The organism is Mucilaginibacter ginsenosidivorax, from assembly GCF_007971525.1.
In the GTDB taxonomy this organism is placed as follows: domain Bacteria; phylum Bacteroidota; class Bacteroidia; order Sphingobacteriales; family Sphingobacteriaceae; genus Mucilaginibacter; species Mucilaginibacter ginsenosidivorax.
The window spans coordinates 652121-668128 of record NZ_CP042437.1; the positions used below are offsets into that span (position 1 = coordinate 652121).

Consider the following 16008-nt stretch of genomic DNA (forward strand, 5'->3'; position numbering starts at 1 on the left):
TTGATTTTTCAAAACATTGCTGTTCATATATTTCCAACTGAGCAAACCATTTATTTAACTCAAGCAATCCATGCCAACTTAATCAATCCAACTTAATCAACCGCAAACCAATTATCATTAAGTAAGTAGTTTATTGGGTTGATTAGGTTGATTAAGTTGGATTAATTGAGTTGGATTATGTTAGTTAGGTTGATAGGATTAAACCCCATTAACTTAATCAACCATTATCTTATACAACTCAATCAACCACTCTTATTCAACCACTCACCTAATCAACCCAATCACCCACAAACCAACCCTTAGGTAGCCCAGGCTTTATCGCCTTTTTTGTATGGGAAATTACCATCGTATTTACCTGGTACAGCTATGTAACGCAAAGCCTCGGTTGCGCCAGGTTTTGAAGTAAAGAAACCTAACAGGGTTAATTCCTTCATCATTCTGAAATAATGGTTAGGATCTGTCGGTTTTTTAGTTTTTGTGTAGGATTTTTGCTCGGCGTCAAGTTCGGTAAGCAATTCTGTGCGTTGTTTGGCATCTGCTTCCATGAATTTTTTGCCAAACTTTTTATTGCTGGCATCGTCAAGATCAGAAATACCCTTTAAAAATATTTTCTGATCATCTGCTGTATAGCAATCGGTTACCATTACGCCCATAAATTTACCTATTTCGGCTGCCTTAGCGCCGGGAGAACTTGTGGCCGGTAAAATGGTTTCACCAACCTCATCAAGGAAGGCAATAATTTCTGGTTTAGACAGGTCAGCTACTCCCGAAGCGGATGTAGATGATTTACAGCCCGAAATGAAAAACTCGGCTCCTATAACCGCTCCTCCAAGTAGCAAGCCCACCCTGCCAATTGCGTCTCTTCTATTCATTTTTAATATTTATTGAATTATTGATTTACTGAATTATTGAGTTTTTAAATTACCGATTGAATTTATGAATTTTGATTCATTAACTGATTAAAGCATGCATCCTTCAATCGATAATTCAATAAATCAATAATTCAATAATTAAACTAAGCTTTCAGCTCAAAACCTTCGCGGTAAGTGCGCTTAATGTATTGGTTAACCGGGTCAAAGTTTGTAACTTTCATAGCCTCGTTATCCCAAACCAGCTTTACACGGCCACCTTGTAATTCGTGACCACGTACTGCAAGGTTTGCCATTAACAAAGCCTCGGTAAGCGGGCCTGCCTTATCAAAAGATGAACTTAACTCAGTTTTACCATAACCGGCCAAACATCCCTCAACCCATTGTGCATAGTGACCATTTGCCCCACCTTGTACGCGTGCCCATTTCTGAGGTGCTTTTGCATCCTTGGTAAGCGCTGTTGGCAATAATGTTGGCGCATCTGAATAGGTACTCGCGTACATTTTTCCTTTTGTACCAATAAACAGTGTTCCGTTACCTTCTTCGCCGCCAAATTTTTCGCTTGGTAATAACTCTTCAGGTCTTTCGGGTTGTATACCACCGTCCATCCAGTGCAGTTTAACATCGCCCTTAGTTTTATCAGTTTTAGGGAACGTTAATGTGATGTGGCTTGACGGAGGGCAGCTTTCAGGGAAATGACCCTCTTTAAACTCATCTACATACACACTGCCAACACTGGCCTGTACATCTTTTGCATACTGGATGCCTAATACCCTGAAAGGCGCCTCAACAAGGTGGCAGCCCATATCGCCCAGGGCGCCTGTGCCGTAATCCCACCATCCGCGCCAGTTAAAGGGCACCAATTTATCAACGTAATCTTTTTTAGGTGCAGTACCCAGCCACAGATCCCAATCTAATTCTTTAGGAATATTAGGGTTGGCTGCAGGCCATTGAATACCTTGCGGCCATACCGGGCGGTTTGTCCAGCAGTAAACGGTGTGTACATCGCCAATTAAATCGGCATCGTACCATTCAGATAATAAACGGGTGCCATCATTTGATGATCCCTGGTTACCCATCTGGGTTACAACTTTATATTTTTTTGCTGCTTCGGTTAATAAGCGGGCTTCCCAAATATCATGCGTCATTGGCTTTTGCACATAAACGTGTTTGCCCATTTGCATAGCCTTATAAGTTATAATGGCATGATTATGATCGGGGGTGGAAATTGATACGGCATCAAAGTGTTTGTGCTCTTTATCATACATCTCGCGCCAGTCTTTATAATACTTGGCTTTAGGGAAATCGGCGCGTGATCTTGCTGCACGCCTGTCGTCTACATCGCATAGAAAAGCAATCTCGGCCTTTCCGCTTTTGTAAAAATTGGCAATGTCGCTTTGGCCTTTACCGCCCGCACCAACGCCGGCTATCAAAAGCTTGTCGCTTGGTGCTACATAGCCTTTACCGCCCAATACAAAGCGCGGAACGATCATGAAACTTGCGGCAGCTACGGTAGTAGATTTAATAAAATCCCGCCTCGATGGATTGGGAGTAACTTTCTCTTTTTCTTCAGACATAGGTATGGTATTATGATGTTTTGTTAGATCTCGTTTTTCTTTAATGCATCAACTGCGTAGTTAGCTGCACGTGCTGTCAGCGCCATGTAAGTAAGCGACGGGTTTTGGCATGCGGCAGATGTCATACAAGAACCATCGGTAACAAATACGTTTTTAGCATCCCAAACCTGGTTCCACTGGTTAAGTACGGATGTTTTAGGATCGCGGCCCATGCGTGCAGTACCCATTTCGTGAATACCACGACCCAGGAATGGATTGGTGCTATGGGTTTGTACGTCTTTAACTCCTGCTGCTTCCAACATCGCTTTTGCTTCGCTCTCCATGGCTACACGCATCTTTTTCTCGTTGTCTTTCAGCTCGGCGTCGATAGCAACAACGTTGAGGCCCCATTTATCTTTTTTGGTTTTATCAAGCGTTACTTTATTTTCATGATAAGGCAGCGTTTCGCCAAAACCTCCCATACCAACCGACCATGATCCTGGTTCGGTAAGGGCGTCTTTGTAGGATGCGCCAATGTTCAATTCGGCAATATCCCTGCTCCAGCCTTCGCGGCTTGCACCGCCCTGGTAACCAAAACCACGGATAAAATCGCGTTTGTCGCCGCCAAGGTTTGCAAAGCGGGGGATATAAAATCCGTTTGCGCGGCGGCCAAAGTAATATTTATCTTCAAAACCTTCGTACCTGCCAGATGCACCAACACCTAAGTGATGATCCATCAGGTTGTGACCAAGTTCGCCGCTGCTGCTGCCCAAACCGCCATCCCAAACATCAGTTGCCGAATTCATCAAAATCCAGGCTGAGTTAATTGTTGATGCATTTACAAATACGATTTTTGCAAAATACTCATAGGTTTGGTTGGTTTCGGCATCCAGTACTTCAACACCTTTGGCTTTTTTGGTATCCTTATCGTACAAAATTTTTGTAACAATAGACCATGGTCTTACAGTTAAATTACCTGTAGCCATAGCAGCCGGTAACGTGGCCGATTGTGTGCTAAAGTAAGCGCCAAACGGACAGCCCAACCAGCACTTGTTACGGTACTGGCAGTTAGTACGGGCATTATGCGGTACGGTGATATTGGCTGTACGGCCAATGATCATATCACGGGCCTCTTTGTAATGATCTTTTAATCTTTTGGCAACATCTTTTTCAACCACATTAAGTTCCATTGGCGGCATAAAATCGCCATCAGGAAGAATTGCAAGACCATCTCTGTTACCAGATATACCAGCAAATTGCTCGGCATAGCTATACCATGGCGCTATATCTTTATAACGGATAGGCCAGTCAACCGCAATACCGTCTTTCAAGTTGGCTTCAAAATCAACATCGGCCCAGCGGTATGATTGCCTGCCCCACATTAATGAACGGCCGCCTACATGATAGCCGCGAAACCAGTCGAATCTTTTGGTTTCTGTGTAAGGGCTGTCTTTATCGCTGGCCCAATAATCAAGATTGACCTCGTTCAGTGGATAATCGCGTTTTAAAACAGGGTAATCGTCAATCATTTTTTGTGTACGGCCACCACGATGGGTAAACTCCCATGGGTCTTTGGTAGCGTTCACATAATCTTTTATATGTTTGATATCGCGCCCGCGTTCAAGCATAATGGTTTTTAAACCCTTTTGTGTCAGTTCTTTGGCGGCCCACCCACCAGATATCCCCGAGCCGATGACAATAGCGTCATAAGTATTTGCAGACATACAATTATATTAGGTTGTTAAATTTTGTTTATTACTTGGTTATTCCGTTTAAATGTATGAATAAAAATTATTTTACAAATAAATTTTCATTGTGTTTTTTTTACACATTGAGGCCTCACCCCGCCCCTCTCCAAAGGAGAGGGAGCAAAACCGTTATTTCTAAGTCCTCTCCTTTGGAGAGGATTTAGGTGAGGCTTCTTATATATTCCCCTTTTTCATTTCACTCACCGCATAATCAGCAGCCCGTGCGGTAAAGGCCATGTATGTAAGGGATGGATTTTGGCATGAGGTTGAGGTCATGCAGGCACCATCGGTTACAAATACATTTTTTACCGCATGCATCTGGTTCCATTTATTAAGCACCGATGTTTTGGGGTCGTTACCCATTCGGGCGCCGCCCATTTCGTGAATATCAAGTCCTGGCGCACGGTTATCGGTACTGGCTTTTATATTGGTAAAACCTGCAGAGGTAAACATTTCTGTCAGCTGCTCTACGTAATCTTTCTTCATCTTCTCGTCGTTATCATCATAGTCAACCGATATTTTCAGCTGCGGTATCCCCCATTGGTCTTTTAACGTTTTATCAAGGGCTACGTAGTTGGTTTCTTTAGGTATGGTTTCGCCCATCATATGCGATCCTACTTTCCAGCCGCTCAGGTTATCTTTAACCAGGTTATCCTTAAGGCCGGCTCCAACACCATCCCATGGGCGCTGCTGGTAACGGTACGCGCTGAAGCCAGAAGCATACCCGCGTAAAAAATTAGTTTCCTGTTTATAAACGTTACGGAAACGTGGAATATAACCACCACCGGCCGGGTTACGGCCATCAGTTGTCCATTCCTTTTCGCCATCGTACTCGGCTCCAATATGCGCCGAATAATTGTGGAAGGCAACGTATTTACCCAACACGCCACTATCATTACCCAGGCCATTGGGAAAGCGATGCGAAGTTGAATTTAATAATACCAGGTTGGTATTTAAAGCCGCCGCATTTACAAAAATGATATCGGCGTAATATTCAATCGCCTCTTTTGTATTGGTATCGATTATGCGAACACCACTTGCCTTACCTTTTTTCTCGTCGTAAATAATCTCCTGTACAACAGAAAATGGACGCAAAGTGGCGTGACCTGATTTTAATGCCCATGGAATAGTAGAAGCATTTGCGCTGAAGTAACCGCCAAACGGGCAGCCGCGCTGGCACAAAATGCGTTCCTGGCATTGCACCCGGCCCTGATCTAAATGGATTTGGTTTGGTTTAGATAAATGGGCGCAGCGTGCGCTTATTACGTGCCGGTTGCTGTATTTACTTTTTACATGGTTGCTAAAATAGGTTTCAACCGCATTTAAAGGAAAGGCGGGCAAAAACTCGCCATCGGGCAGCTCTGCAAGGCCATCCATGTTACCAGAGATACCTGCAAATTTTTCAACGTAACTATACCATGGGGCAATATCCTTGTACCGGATAGGCCAGTCAACAGCAAAACCATCGCGCGCTGGGCCTTCAAAATCAAATTCGCTCCAGCGCTGTGTCTGGCGGGCCCAAAGCAGCGATTTACCGCCTACCTGGTAACCACGGATCCAATCGAACGGCTTTTCCTGTACATAAGGGTGATCATTATCCTTTACAAAAAAGTGAGCGGCATCCTCGCCAAAAGCATAACAGCGGTTTACAATGGGGTTGGCTTCTTTTATGGCAACCGGTAGTTCGCCGCGGTGCTCAAACTCCCATGGGTACATATTAGTAGTAGGATAATCTTTAATATGCTTTACATCGCGGCCACGTTCCAATATCAGCGTTTTAAGGCCCTTGTCTGTAAGTTCTTTAGCAGCCCAGCCACCACTCATCCCCGAGCCAATCACTATCGCATCAAATGTTCTGTCTTTAACGCTATCTATATTTAAATTAGCCATTATTTATGCTGATTGCTTTTGTTTGTATGGAAAACGGGCATTATACCTACCTGGTACAAGTTCATACACTACTTGTTTGGTCATGAAATATTTAGAAGTTACATAACCATTTACGGTTTGACTTTTTATGATCCCATAAAATGATTTGAGTTCTTTTGAATTTATGGTACTTTTCTCGTCCTTATCATTTTCAATACTCAATAACATCTCTTCGCGCTGTTTTTGGCTTAAATCCGAAAAGGGCTTATCGTACTTGTTTTTGACAACATCGGCAAATTGCCCCATGCCGGTCACGAATGCTTGCTGATCTTCTTTTTTATAGCAATCATCCAGCATTTTAAATACAAATAGATGTAAATTGAGATCCTTTGCACCGGGTGTTGCTGTTTTTGGTATAATAGTTTCAGCAATGTCGCTCACCAGTTTCTCCTGATCGGCGCTGATATCAACATTTTTTAGCGCTACAAAGGCCTTACCTTCCGTTCGGTGGCACGCAGGAAGCAGCACAGCGCCACCTATTACCAAAGCCAAATTTTTTATTACAGTACGCCTGTGCATGTTAAGTAAATTGTTTTAGCAGTTCCAATTTATTTGCCTTCAGTGGGGCGGGCAATTGAAACTCATCTGTATATTATTTATAAACGGTTTTCAAACTTAGTAATTTAAGCTTTTAAAACTAATCGCCTTAAAAATTAAATCGGTTGATGGTGTTAAGTTACCCTATTACTATTAATAACCCCATTTTTTCATGATTTGTAAATCAATTTTTACACTCTCTACCGGATCTTTGCCCTGGTAGGCCTCCTGCTCGATAATAAAAAGGGAAGTACCGCCTTTTTTGCTGCCTGCCTTTACAATTTCTTTTACCGGCATAATACCCTGGCCTAAAATACAGCTCTCGGTATCATCGCCACCATGTGGGGCTACCTTTATTTCATCTTTAACGTGCATCGACTCAAACCTGCCGGGATATTTATTAATAAAATCAAGCGCGTGGCCGCCAGTTGTTAACATATTACCAATATCTATTTGCTGGGCAACCAGGGCGGCATCGGTATTCTGGATGATATAGTCATACAGGGTAATATCACCAACTTTGGTGCTGATCTCGAAATTATGGTTATGATAGCCAAATTTCATTGATGATTTTTGGCATAATTCGCCACATTTGTTAAACTGCTCCATAGTGCGTTTCAGGGCATCCAAATCTGTACGCACTTTTTCATCAAGCCATGGGCTTATTACAAATTTTTGGCCCATCGTAGCAGCATCTTCTACTGTATATTTCCAGGCATCGGTAAAATCTTGTTTTGATTCGTCCCAGTGCTGTGCTGTCATTACGGTATGGCCGCTTGGCATTTTGAGCGCCAAATCTTCCAGTATCTTTTTAAATTCCTTTGCCGGGAACCCATAAAACTTTCGGTCGATGTAGTTGGCGTGTTCTACATGATGATATCCCGCATCTGCAATTTTCTTCAACGTGCCCTTGGGGTCAAGTTTCATGGCGTCGCGTACACTGTAAAGCTGCACACCCACCCTTTCGAGTTTTTTTGGTGCGGCAAATAAACTATCGGGTAAAATGGTAGCGCCGGCAACTGCCAGGGCGCCTGTTTTTAAAAATGATCTGCGTGTAGTCATAATTTTAGAATCAAGAGTTAAGAATCAAGAGTCAAGACAAGAATTATAATCAGCAGTCAAGATATAAGTAATTCCAACCAAAACGAAAATTTGTTTCCAGTAAATCATCATCGGTTTCGTCTTAATTCTTGACTCTTGATTCTTGCCTCTATTTTTCCTTCGGGAATACCGGGAACAATAAATCTGAATTGCTCACAAAAGCAAGATGTTTGCTATCCGGCGCCCATGATGGGGTGTTGATAGTACCCTGGCCGCCGTATAAATATGCAACAACTTTTGACGGACCGCCGGCTGCAGGCATCACCCTTAAAAATACATGTTTGTAAAAGGGATGATCTCCGGGAGACACTTCGTTTTTAAGGAAGGTGATATACACAATCCACTTACCATCGGGCGATATATGCGGAAACCAGTTGTTATAATCATCATTGGTAATCTGCGTTTGTTCGCTGCCATCGGCTTTCATACGCCAAACCTGCATCAGCCCGCCGCGTACCGAATTAAAGTATATGTATTTGCCGTCTGGAGTGTACTCGGGGCCATCATCCAAACCGGGGGTATTAGTCAACCGTTCTTCAGGGCCCCCGGCTGAAGGAATACGGTATACGTCATACTCTTTATTTCTTTCGCCGCAAAACACAATATAATTACCATCCGGCGACCAGCCATGCATATAGCTCGCCCCAACGCCGGTAGCAGTAATCCTTTTTGCCTGGCCTCCTGTTACAGGTACGGTATATCCTATAGAAGGGCCACCATCGCCGCTGCTTATAACTAATTGCTTACCATCAAATGAAAGTACGTGATCGTTATTGTTGTTTTTTGCCGGCTCGGTATTTAAAGCAGTTGGCGTATTGGTTTTAAGATCATATTTATACAATGAGCCTTCACTGTTGTAGATTAACGATTTACCATCCTTCATCCAGTTGGGTGCCTGTAATGAGCGCGGCGACTGGTAAATGATGGTACTATTTTGCGTATCCAAATCCAGCAGCTCAATACTGCTGCCAAGGTATTGTTTGTAAGGCACCAATGTCGCCGGCGCCGGTACAACAATCCGCACGTTACTGAAAGTGGCTTTTTCGGTTACATCTGCATTGTGCGAGCAAATGAAAATACCCACGTAAACTTCGTCGCCCAGGTCAAGATCGCTTACCTCTTCGGTAACAAATAAGTCGCCTTTACGGGCTACCGACATGGTGTAGGTATTGCCCTTACGCTCTAACTGGATAACGTCAGCCGCAGTGACGCCTGCTTTTTTCTCCTCGGTAATGCCGCTAACTGTTTTGCGATACTGCAATGAGGTAAGGCCATCGCCATGAACAACCGCGTTGATATGCTTTGAATTACTATCCAGCGTGCTACGCACCATAAGGCCCACTTTACGGTGCAGTTCAACACCTTTACCAATAAATGCCGCATTGGTGCGTAGTATAAAATCGCCTTTCATGCGTTTCCATACAAAATGAAAATCATCATGCGTGGCCCAGATGTTTTGGCCCGATCCGCTCAGCTGGTATTGCTGGGTTTTAGCATCATATTGTGCACTGCCCGGATGTTTAATGGTACCTACATCGGTTTGATTATCGAATATGCCAAGCCCCTGAGCCTGAACTTTTTGATCGAAAAAGGCAACGCACAACAAAAAAGCTGTGGAACAGAAGATCTTACTTAGCATTGGTTGGGTGTTTAAGTTACACTATTAATTGGCTTTACTAAGGTATAAAAATCGTTTGCATTTTCAATAATACTATTTTACCATTAAGGTATTTTTTTAGCATAAAAAAAGCAGCACACAGGGCGCTGCTTTTTTTAATTTATCTGCGATAATGCTTAAGTTAATTAAGCACCGCAAAGGGGTTAATAACTATTTTATTTAACCCGCACCAAAACAGGTTTTACTTCGGCATATTTTACCGCCAGTTTGGTTACAGGTATTTCTACCCCATCTTTGTTACAATAAGTCATCAGGAATTCTTTTTTCGAATCGCGGTATGAGCTTACGGCGCCTATCATGCTCATTAATTTGATATAACACCAGGCCAGGTCGAACTGATGCGGCTTAAAGCCCGAGCGGGCGCTTTTAGGATACAGGTGATGGTTATTATGCCATTCGCCGGCCACATAACCAGGCCATAGCTGGTTTATTGACATATCTTCGCGATTATAATCGGTGCCCTCGCGGCGTTTATCCTGCCCTTTACCATGGCCCTCGTAATTAAACGTGCGCACGCCCACTGCCCAAAAGCCTGCAGAGCCAAAAATGGCGCATGCTAAGGGCAACCCGCCCATGAGGTAAAACGCGGTGAACCAGAAACCCCAGTTAAGGATAATACCCACAACGGTACGATACGGATTAGCTATAGTACCCCATTTTTGATATTGCTTATAGGTATTGGGGGTTACACCAACGTGTTTCATTAAGTTAACACATTTTTTGTAACAGGCCTCGGTCATGTTCCGGGCTACGGGCTGGTGGTTTACATCGGCCAAAAAGCAGTACATAAAGCCACCTTGCGCATTGTACGGATCGCCGGGCTGATCTGACAGTGCATGATGAACATGATGCGATACCGCGTAAATTTCTTCGGGAATAATTTTAAGCGTAAGGTTTTGGGTAAAAAAGCGCCAGAATTTATTGGTAAAAGTGTAAGCATTATGCGTGCAATACCTGTGGTGCCATATAGTTCCGTGAGTACCCATAATAATCATGCTGTAAACAAACGCAACTATCAAACCTACGATGCTGAAATATTTGAATATGAACAAAAACAGGAATGGTGTTAATGCGAGCACCAAAAACCAGCTTAAAAAAGAAAGCCAGTTTTTTTTATCCCTGAAAACATTCAGTCTCGAGAAAAACTCTTTTAAAATTATTGCATTGGTGGGTTTTGCAAGGTTACCATCCTCATCCGTCCATCCGTATGAGGGTGGTTCGAGCACTGTGTTTAAAAAAGCCATTAAATTAGTAGGAATAAAAAAAAGTTAGGAGTATAAATATTGTCACAATATAGTAAAAAATTCACTACATCATCATGTTGTAGAGATATAATAGATTTCATTAAATCTACATATACTTAAAACGCTTTCGAAGTAATTAAATTACTTATCACATAATATATATTTCAGAAAACGCGTTTCACTACGTCTCTTTTTTACGCAAAAGCTTTATGATTTGTTAATATAAAAAGGAATAATTTTTGCTTAGCCGACCAGCGGTAAACTAAAACTGAAAGTACTGCCCCTACCCACTTCGGATTTAACCCATAAACGCCCGCCGTTAAACTCTACCAGTTCTTTACACAAAAACAGGCCGATACCTGTCCCAATCTCGCCCATGGTGCCGTTTTGGGTAAAGTGCGAATTAAGATTAAACAGTTTAACCAACTGATCCTGGGCAATCCCTTTGCCGGTATCATTTATGTTTACAATGAGTTCGTTGCCGGCCAGGTGGCTGCTTATAGTTACGATGCCATTATCATCAGTAAATTTTATGGCGTTGCTAATCAGGTTTCCAATAATTACCTTAATATGCTTTTCATCGGCCTTAACCAGGTGACCGGTAATTGCAATATTTTGAAACCTGATGTTTTTTTGCTGTAACTGGTAATTATAAATTTGCGCCATCTCTTCGCCCACCAGGTTAATATCAATTGCAGACGGTGTTAAATTTATCCCCCTTATCTGGCTACCCGCCCATTCCAGCAGGTTGGATAGCGTAAGTTCGGCCCCTTTTATTACCGGCTCCATTTTTTTCATGAGGCCATGCATATCCTCAAGGTTTAAGTTATTGTCATCAAACAAAGCCATAATGCTGCGTAAATTTGCGAAAGGCGTGCGCAAATCGTGCCCAATTACGGCCAATAGCTTATCTTTAAGTTTATTTATCGCTGCAAGGTTGGCCGATTGCTCTTCAATCAACCCCTTTTGCACCAGCAAAGCCTCATGCTGCCGGCTCAGCTTATTGTTTAGCAATTTCTTCTGCTTAAAATTATAATAGGTGATATATAAAGCAATCAATACAATAAGCAACGAGATAATCAGTGTAATAATGATGGCATTTTGAAAATGGATCTTATTTTTATCTTCTTTTGCCTTTTGCTCAATCACGGCTATTTCATTAAGCCGGGCATTTAAAGCAAAATAATTTTGAATAAGTTCGGTGTTACGCCTCCTGTCCGATTCGTTTAGCGAGTCAAGAGCTCCGTTATACTTCTTTTGGAATTTGAGCGCGTTCACAAGATCCTTCTTTTGCTCAAAGCTAAACATGATGGTGCGGTACGCGTCCGAAATCCCGTTCATCAAACCAATACTATCGGCAAGCGCCGCCCCCCTGGTGGCGTAATTAATTGCTTTATCAAATTGCTTCAGGCCATTATAGTTATCGGCATATTCAATAAGGGTTTTAGCACGCAGCCTGCGGTTATTGGTTTTAAAGCTCATGTAATACGCCGTATCATCATAAGTTATAGATCGCTGAAACTGCTTTTGAAGGCGTTGGATTGAACTTAACCGTGTATATATAATATTGGTATTGTTGTCATCGCCGCTGGCCCTGCAAAGTTTTAAGGCCTGCAAACTTGCCGCCATACCCCGGCTATAATCATGCATCCTGATATATACCAGCGATTTCTCGGTATAAAATTCTCCCAGCATCCTGGTATCGTTTCCGGCATATTTTGCAGACCGGTTTAAGCTATTAATTGCCTGCTGATAGTTTTTAAGTTCAAGGTAGGTGCGGCCTATTGCGCTGTAACACTCGGCCAACAAAGTAGCATTGTTTTTAGGTAAATAAGGTAACGCCGAATTAAGATAAAATAAACTGATAGGATAATAGGATTGTGACCAGTAAACATGGCCCAGGTTTATATAGGCTAAGCCTATCCCGATATTGTATTTAATTTTTTCGGAAAGCAGCAATGCTTTGCCAGCCATTTCGCGCGCATTATCAGGTGCGCCCATATAGCGTTCGCCGGCGTTTTTATTGAGGCTGTCAACTGTTAATTTGATAGATTCTATATTGTTAACAGCAATAACCGGCACATCTTTTTGAGCATAGCACATGCTATGCATAAGCAATAATAATAGTACCTGGCCAATAGCTCGCCTCATTTATCAATTAGGGATTGAATTCTTATCTGCAATAGTACGGCCAGCCATTTTTGGCAATTCATACTTTATTTTATCTTCTTATTTAAATGTGGCGCTGCTTAGCCGGCAACCAGGCACCTCTCGCCTTTTAAAAGCTCAATACAATGTTCGTAATTGTCGGGCATTTTTATCTGCTCCACTTCTTTCATATAGCTTTGCTTGATTTCTTTACGGCGGCGTGCTTCAATAAAGCGCCGTACATGTTCACGGTGTTCCAATATTAAGCCGGGGACTTTAGCCGGCTTGTTATGCTCATCTTTTGAAACCATGGTAAAGTAGCTGGTATTGGTGTGCTTTACCGAGTTGTTTTTGATATTTTCAGATACTACCCTAATGCCCACTACCAACGATGTGTTGCCCACATAATTAACCGATGCCATTAATGATACCAGTTCGCCCACTTCAACGGGTTGTAAAAAATCAACCGTATCAATTGACGCGGTAACACAATAATTACCTGCGTGTTTAGCGGCACAAACATACGCTACCTTATCCATCAGCGATAACAATATGCCGCCATGAATTTTGCCGCCGAAATTTGAATAAGAAGGGATCATCAACTCGGTTATCGTGGTCTCAGAAAAACGTACCGTTTTGTAATCGGATTGATCGGTTAGCGCAGTCATGAAATATGGTTTATGGCTACAAGTTTAAGCATCCCATACTATTAATGCAACAAAACTATTACAATACATGAAGTACGTTAAACCTTGCCGGCCAGAATCCCTCTAAACCACATCCTTAATTTCAAACTAACTATTTGATATTAATATATACCTGTTTTATATTTACCCCAAATCACAAATACATTTGAGAAATCTAATCCTGCTAATTGTTTACCTTTTTTTAATAAATGTAGCGCGGGCCCAGGAAACTGTTGAACGCAGTCATAAAATAAACGCGCACATTACCGAAAAGCTAACTGTTTTAAAAAGTGACAAAAGTACCAGGCATGGCCTGTACCAAATGATTTATAATAAAACCTATGCCCTGGCCAATGGCCGCTTTGATAACGATAAAAAAATTGGCATCTGGCATTTTTTTGATCCCACCGGTCGTTTGCTCCAAAACTATAACTATACCAACAACGAAATTTTATATGAAGCACCTGAAGATACCACATCAAACCTGAGGTATTTTGTTGATAAAGAACTGGCCGATACCGACCGCACCACCAAACCCATTAAAATAGGCGGGCGGTATTATGGCTATCTGCCTTATTTAAAACTATTCAGGTTGCCGGCAAATCTAATGGATATAAGCAGGGACGCATCTATAGCCGTTGTTGAATTACTGGTTAGCCCCGGTGGCAGGCTGGCCTATTTTAAAACGACCATTTACAGCGGTAACTTTTCAAAAACCTTTAACATAAACGTTAACGTTTTGCCCGAAGAAGACAAAGTTTTTGTCCCGGCGACTGTAAACGGCGAACCGATAGGCTGCCGGATACTCATTAAATGTTTTATTGACGATGACGGCACACTAATTTTTTAGCAACTACATTTTATTAATGCACTTTAAGCCGCCCCCGCCAAACGCTCTATTTTTCTGCTATCCATTTTACAGCTTCGCCCAATTCTTCTAAGGTGTAACCTTTGTACTGGCCGGGCAGTATATATTTAAATAAATGGCTAAATTCCCTTACGCCTTCCTTATCAGTAACCATGGCTAATTTGTTCCATTTGGTAAAGTATTTAAGGCCGATACCTATATTGCCGCACCAGGCACCGGCATCAAAATCTTTAATATCGGTTTCCAATACCAGCAGAAAATTGATTCTTCCGTTTTGTTTTATATGTTCGTCAAGCAGGGGTTCAAGCGCTTTTTCGTAGTCGGCATTTGTAATTTCACCTACGGCGTGTAGTCCTAAAACGTGTTTCGGCAGGTAGTTCAAGTGCGTTAGCATTTATATATTTTTATATTTACCAATAGTTACAAAAACCACACCACCGATTAAAAAAACTGGATTTTTTCTGTAGAAATACCATTACAATAACTACTTTTTTAGTATTCATCATGAAACACTCTTTATTTTGCCAATTTTAATTTGTAGTATCTTTGCACCGATATGCAAAACAGGACGGTATATAGCCAGTTAATAAAAAGTGAAGCACAAAAGCTTGGCTTTTTATTTTGCGGAATATCAAAAGCCGGTTTCCTGGAGGAGGAGGCACCACGACTGGAAAACTGGTTAAAAAAAAACATGCATGGCGAAATGCATTACATGGAAAACCACTTTGACAAACGCCTTGACCCCCGCCTGCTTGTTGATGGTGCCAAATCCGTGATTTCGTTAGGGTTCAATTATTATACTGATAACCGGCAAACCGACCCAACGGCGCCCAAAATATCAAAATATGCTTACGGTATAGATTATCATACCGTTATTAAAGATAAACTGAGGCTTCTTTTACAAATCATCAACGAGCAAATTGGCGAAGTTGGTGGCCGGGTGTTCGTCGATTCGGCACCGGTGCTGGACAAGGCCTGGGCCAAAAAATCGGGCATGGGCTGGATAGGCAAAAACGCCAACCTGCTCAGTAAAAAAGCAGGCTCGTTCTTTTTTTTGGCCGAATTGATCATCGACCTGGAACTGGAATATGATATAGCCCCCACTGCCGATCATTGTGGCACTTGCACCAATTGTATTGATGCCTGCCCTACTGATGCCATTGTTGGGCCTTACGTTGTTGATGGCAGCCGCTGCATATCGTACCTCACCATCGAACTAAAAAACGAGATCCCGGCGGAGTTTAAGGGCAAAATGGACAACTGGATGTTTGGCTGCGATGTATGCCAGGACGTATGCCCCTGGAACCGTTTCTCTGTTTTAAACACCGAACCGGCCTTTACCCCCCACCCCGACTTGCTGCACCTTAAAGCTGCCGACTGGCAGGATATTACGCAGGATGTTTTTCAAAAAGTATTTAAAAACTCGGCCGTAAAACGCACCAAATTCAGTGGATTAAAGCGTAATATCGATTTTTTGAAAGAGATATGAGATATGAGATATGAGATATGAGATATGAGATATGAGATATGAGATATGAGATATGAGATATGAGATATGAGATATGTAAAAAGCCCCGTGAGGGGCTTTTTACATAAATGAAACTCTTGAGAAAAAAATCTCAAATCTCATATCTAACATCTCAA

At 42.3% G+C, this 16008-nt stretch carries 13 protein-coding genes; 2 read left to right on the forward strand and 11 right to left on the reverse strand.

Going from position 1 to position 16008, the window contains the following annotated elements; all coding sequences use genetic code 11:
- Positions 1 to 299: 299 nt before the first annotated feature.
- The 10 genes from FSB76_RS02725 to FSB76_RS02770 all read right to left on the reverse strand — a co-directional run bounded on the left by FSB76_RS02725 (position 300) and on the right by FSB76_RS02770 (position 13478).
- Positions 300 to 872, reverse strand: a complete 573-nt coding sequence (locus tag FSB76_RS02725) for a gluconate 2-dehydrogenase subunit 3 family protein (RefSeq protein ID WP_147052068.1) — start codon at positions 870 to 872, stop codon at positions 300 to 302.
- A gap of 143 nt (positions 873 to 1015) precedes the next feature.
- Positions 1016 to 2446, reverse strand: coding sequence for a Gfo/Idh/MocA family protein (locus FSB76_RS02730; RefSeq protein WP_147052069.1), 1431 nt, complete (start codon positions 2444 to 2446; stop codon positions 1016 to 1018).
- A 23-nt stretch (positions 2447 to 2469) separates the two neighbouring features.
- The gene (locus FSB76_RS02735; RefSeq protein WP_147052070.1) at positions 2470 to 4149 is read right to left on the reverse strand and encodes a GMC oxidoreductase; all 1680 of its coding nucleotides are present in this window, start codon (positions 4147 to 4149) and stop codon (positions 2470 to 2472) included.
- Positions 4150 to 4347: 198 nt separating this feature from the next.
- Positions 4348 to 6063, reverse strand: coding sequence for a GMC oxidoreductase (locus FSB76_RS02740; RefSeq protein WP_147052071.1), 1716 nt, complete (start codon positions 6061 to 6063; stop codon positions 4348 to 4350).
- Positions 6064 to 6066: 3 nt separating this feature from the next.
- Entirely contained in the window at positions 6067 to 6621 is a 555-nt protein-coding gene (locus FSB76_RS02745; RefSeq protein ID WP_147052072.1) for a gluconate 2-dehydrogenase subunit 3 family protein, read from the reverse strand.
- Positions 6622 to 6792: 171 nt separating this feature from the next.
- Positions 6793 to 7701, reverse strand: a complete 909-nt coding sequence (locus FSB76_RS02750) for a sugar phosphate isomerase/epimerase family protein (RefSeq protein WP_147052073.1) — start codon at positions 7699 to 7701, stop codon at positions 6793 to 6795.
- A gap of 148 nt (positions 7702 to 7849) precedes the next feature.
- Positions 7850 to 9379 (reverse strand): TolB family protein, encoded by a 1530-nt coding sequence (locus FSB76_RS02755; RefSeq protein ID WP_147052074.1) that lies wholly within the window; start codon positions 9377 to 9379, stop codon positions 7850 to 7852.
- 194 nt (positions 9380 to 9573) lie between these two features.
- Positions 9574 to 10662 (reverse strand): fatty acid desaturase, encoded by a 1089-nt coding sequence (locus FSB76_RS02760; RefSeq protein ID WP_147052075.1) that lies wholly within the window; start codon positions 10660 to 10662, stop codon positions 9574 to 9576.
- A 243-nt stretch (positions 10663 to 10905) separates the two neighbouring features.
- Positions 10906 to 12813 (reverse strand): tetratricopeptide repeat-containing sensor histidine kinase, encoded by a 1908-nt coding sequence (locus FSB76_RS02765; protein WP_147052076.1) that lies wholly within the window; start codon positions 12811 to 12813, stop codon positions 10906 to 10908.
- 98 nt (positions 12814 to 12911) lie between these two features.
- Positions 12912 to 13478 carry an acyl-CoA thioesterase gene (locus tag FSB76_RS02770; RefSeq protein WP_147052077.1) on the reverse strand — a complete coding sequence of 189 codons (567 nt, stop codon included), beginning with the start codon at positions 13476 to 13478 and terminating at the stop codon, positions 12912 to 12914.
- 184 nt (positions 13479 to 13662) lie between these two features.
- On the opposite strand from FSB76_RS02770, the gene FSB76_RS02775 reads away from it, so the two are divergent.
- A complete protein-coding gene (locus FSB76_RS02775) occupies positions 13663 to 14346 on the forward strand; it encodes a hypothetical protein (protein ID WP_147052078.1) in 684 nt (227 codons plus the stop codon).
- 46 nt (positions 14347 to 14392) lie between these two features.
- On the opposite strand, the gene FSB76_RS02780 is transcribed toward FSB76_RS02775, so the two are convergent.
- The gene (locus tag FSB76_RS02780; RefSeq protein WP_147052079.1) at positions 14393 to 14758 is read right to left on the reverse strand and encodes a SpoIIAA family protein; all 366 of its coding nucleotides are present in this window, start codon (positions 14756 to 14758) and stop codon (positions 14393 to 14395) included.
- Between the two features lie 162 nt (positions 14759 to 14920).
- Between FSB76_RS02780 and queG the strand changes: the two genes are divergently transcribed.
- A complete protein-coding gene (gene queG, locus FSB76_RS02785; RefSeq protein ID WP_147052080.1) occupies positions 14921 to 15853 on the forward strand; it encodes a tRNA epoxyqueuosine(34) reductase QueG in 933 nt (310 codons plus the stop codon).
- Positions 15854 to 16008: the final 155 nt, after the last annotated feature.

Excerpts from the sequence above, each read along its gene's own strand:
- FSB76_RS02725 (WP_147052068.1), bottom strand. The coding sequence starts at position 872 with ATGAATAGAAGAGACGCAATTGGCAGGGTGGGCTTGCTACTTGGAGGA.
- FSB76_RS02730 (WP_147052069.1), bottom strand. The coding sequence starts at position 2,446 with ATGTCTGAAGAAAAAGAGAAAGTTACTCCCAATCCATCGAGGCGGGAT.
- FSB76_RS02735 (WP_147052070.1), bottom strand. The coding sequence starts at position 4,149 with ATGTCTGCAAATACTTATGACGCTATTGTCATCGGCTCGGGGATATCT.
- FSB76_RS02740 (WP_147052071.1), bottom strand. The coding sequence starts at position 6,063 with ATGGCTAATTTAAATATAGATAGCGTTAAAGACAGAACATTTGATGCG.
- FSB76_RS02745 (WP_147052072.1), bottom strand. The coding sequence starts at position 6,621 with ATGCACAGGCGTACTGTAATAAAAAATTTGGCTTTGGTAATAGGTGGC.
- FSB76_RS02750 (WP_147052073.1), bottom strand. The coding sequence starts at position 7,701 with ATGACTACACGCAGATCATTTTTAAAAACAGGCGCCCTGGCAGTTGCC.
- FSB76_RS02755 (WP_147052074.1), bottom strand. The coding sequence starts at position 9,379 with ATGCTAAGTAAGATCTTCTGTTCCACAGCTTTTTTGTTGTGCGTTGCC.
- FSB76_RS02760 (WP_147052075.1), bottom strand. The coding sequence starts at position 10,662 with ATGGCTTTTTTAAACACAGTGCTCGAACCACCCTCATACGGATGGACG.
- FSB76_RS02765 (WP_147052076.1), bottom strand. The coding sequence starts at position 12,813 with ATGAGGCGAGCTATTGGCCAGGTACTATTATTATTGCTTATGCATAGC.
- FSB76_RS02770 (WP_147052077.1), bottom strand. The coding sequence starts at position 13,478 with ATGACTGCGCTAACCGATCAATCCGATTACAAAACGGTACGTTTTTCT.
- FSB76_RS02780 (WP_147052079.1), bottom strand. The coding sequence starts at position 14,758 with ATGCTAACGCACTTGAACTACCTGCCGAAACACGTTTTAGGACTACAC.
- queG (WP_147052080.1), top strand. The coding sequence starts at position 14,921 with ATGCAAAACAGGACGGTATATAGCCAGTTAATAAAAAGTGAAGCACAA.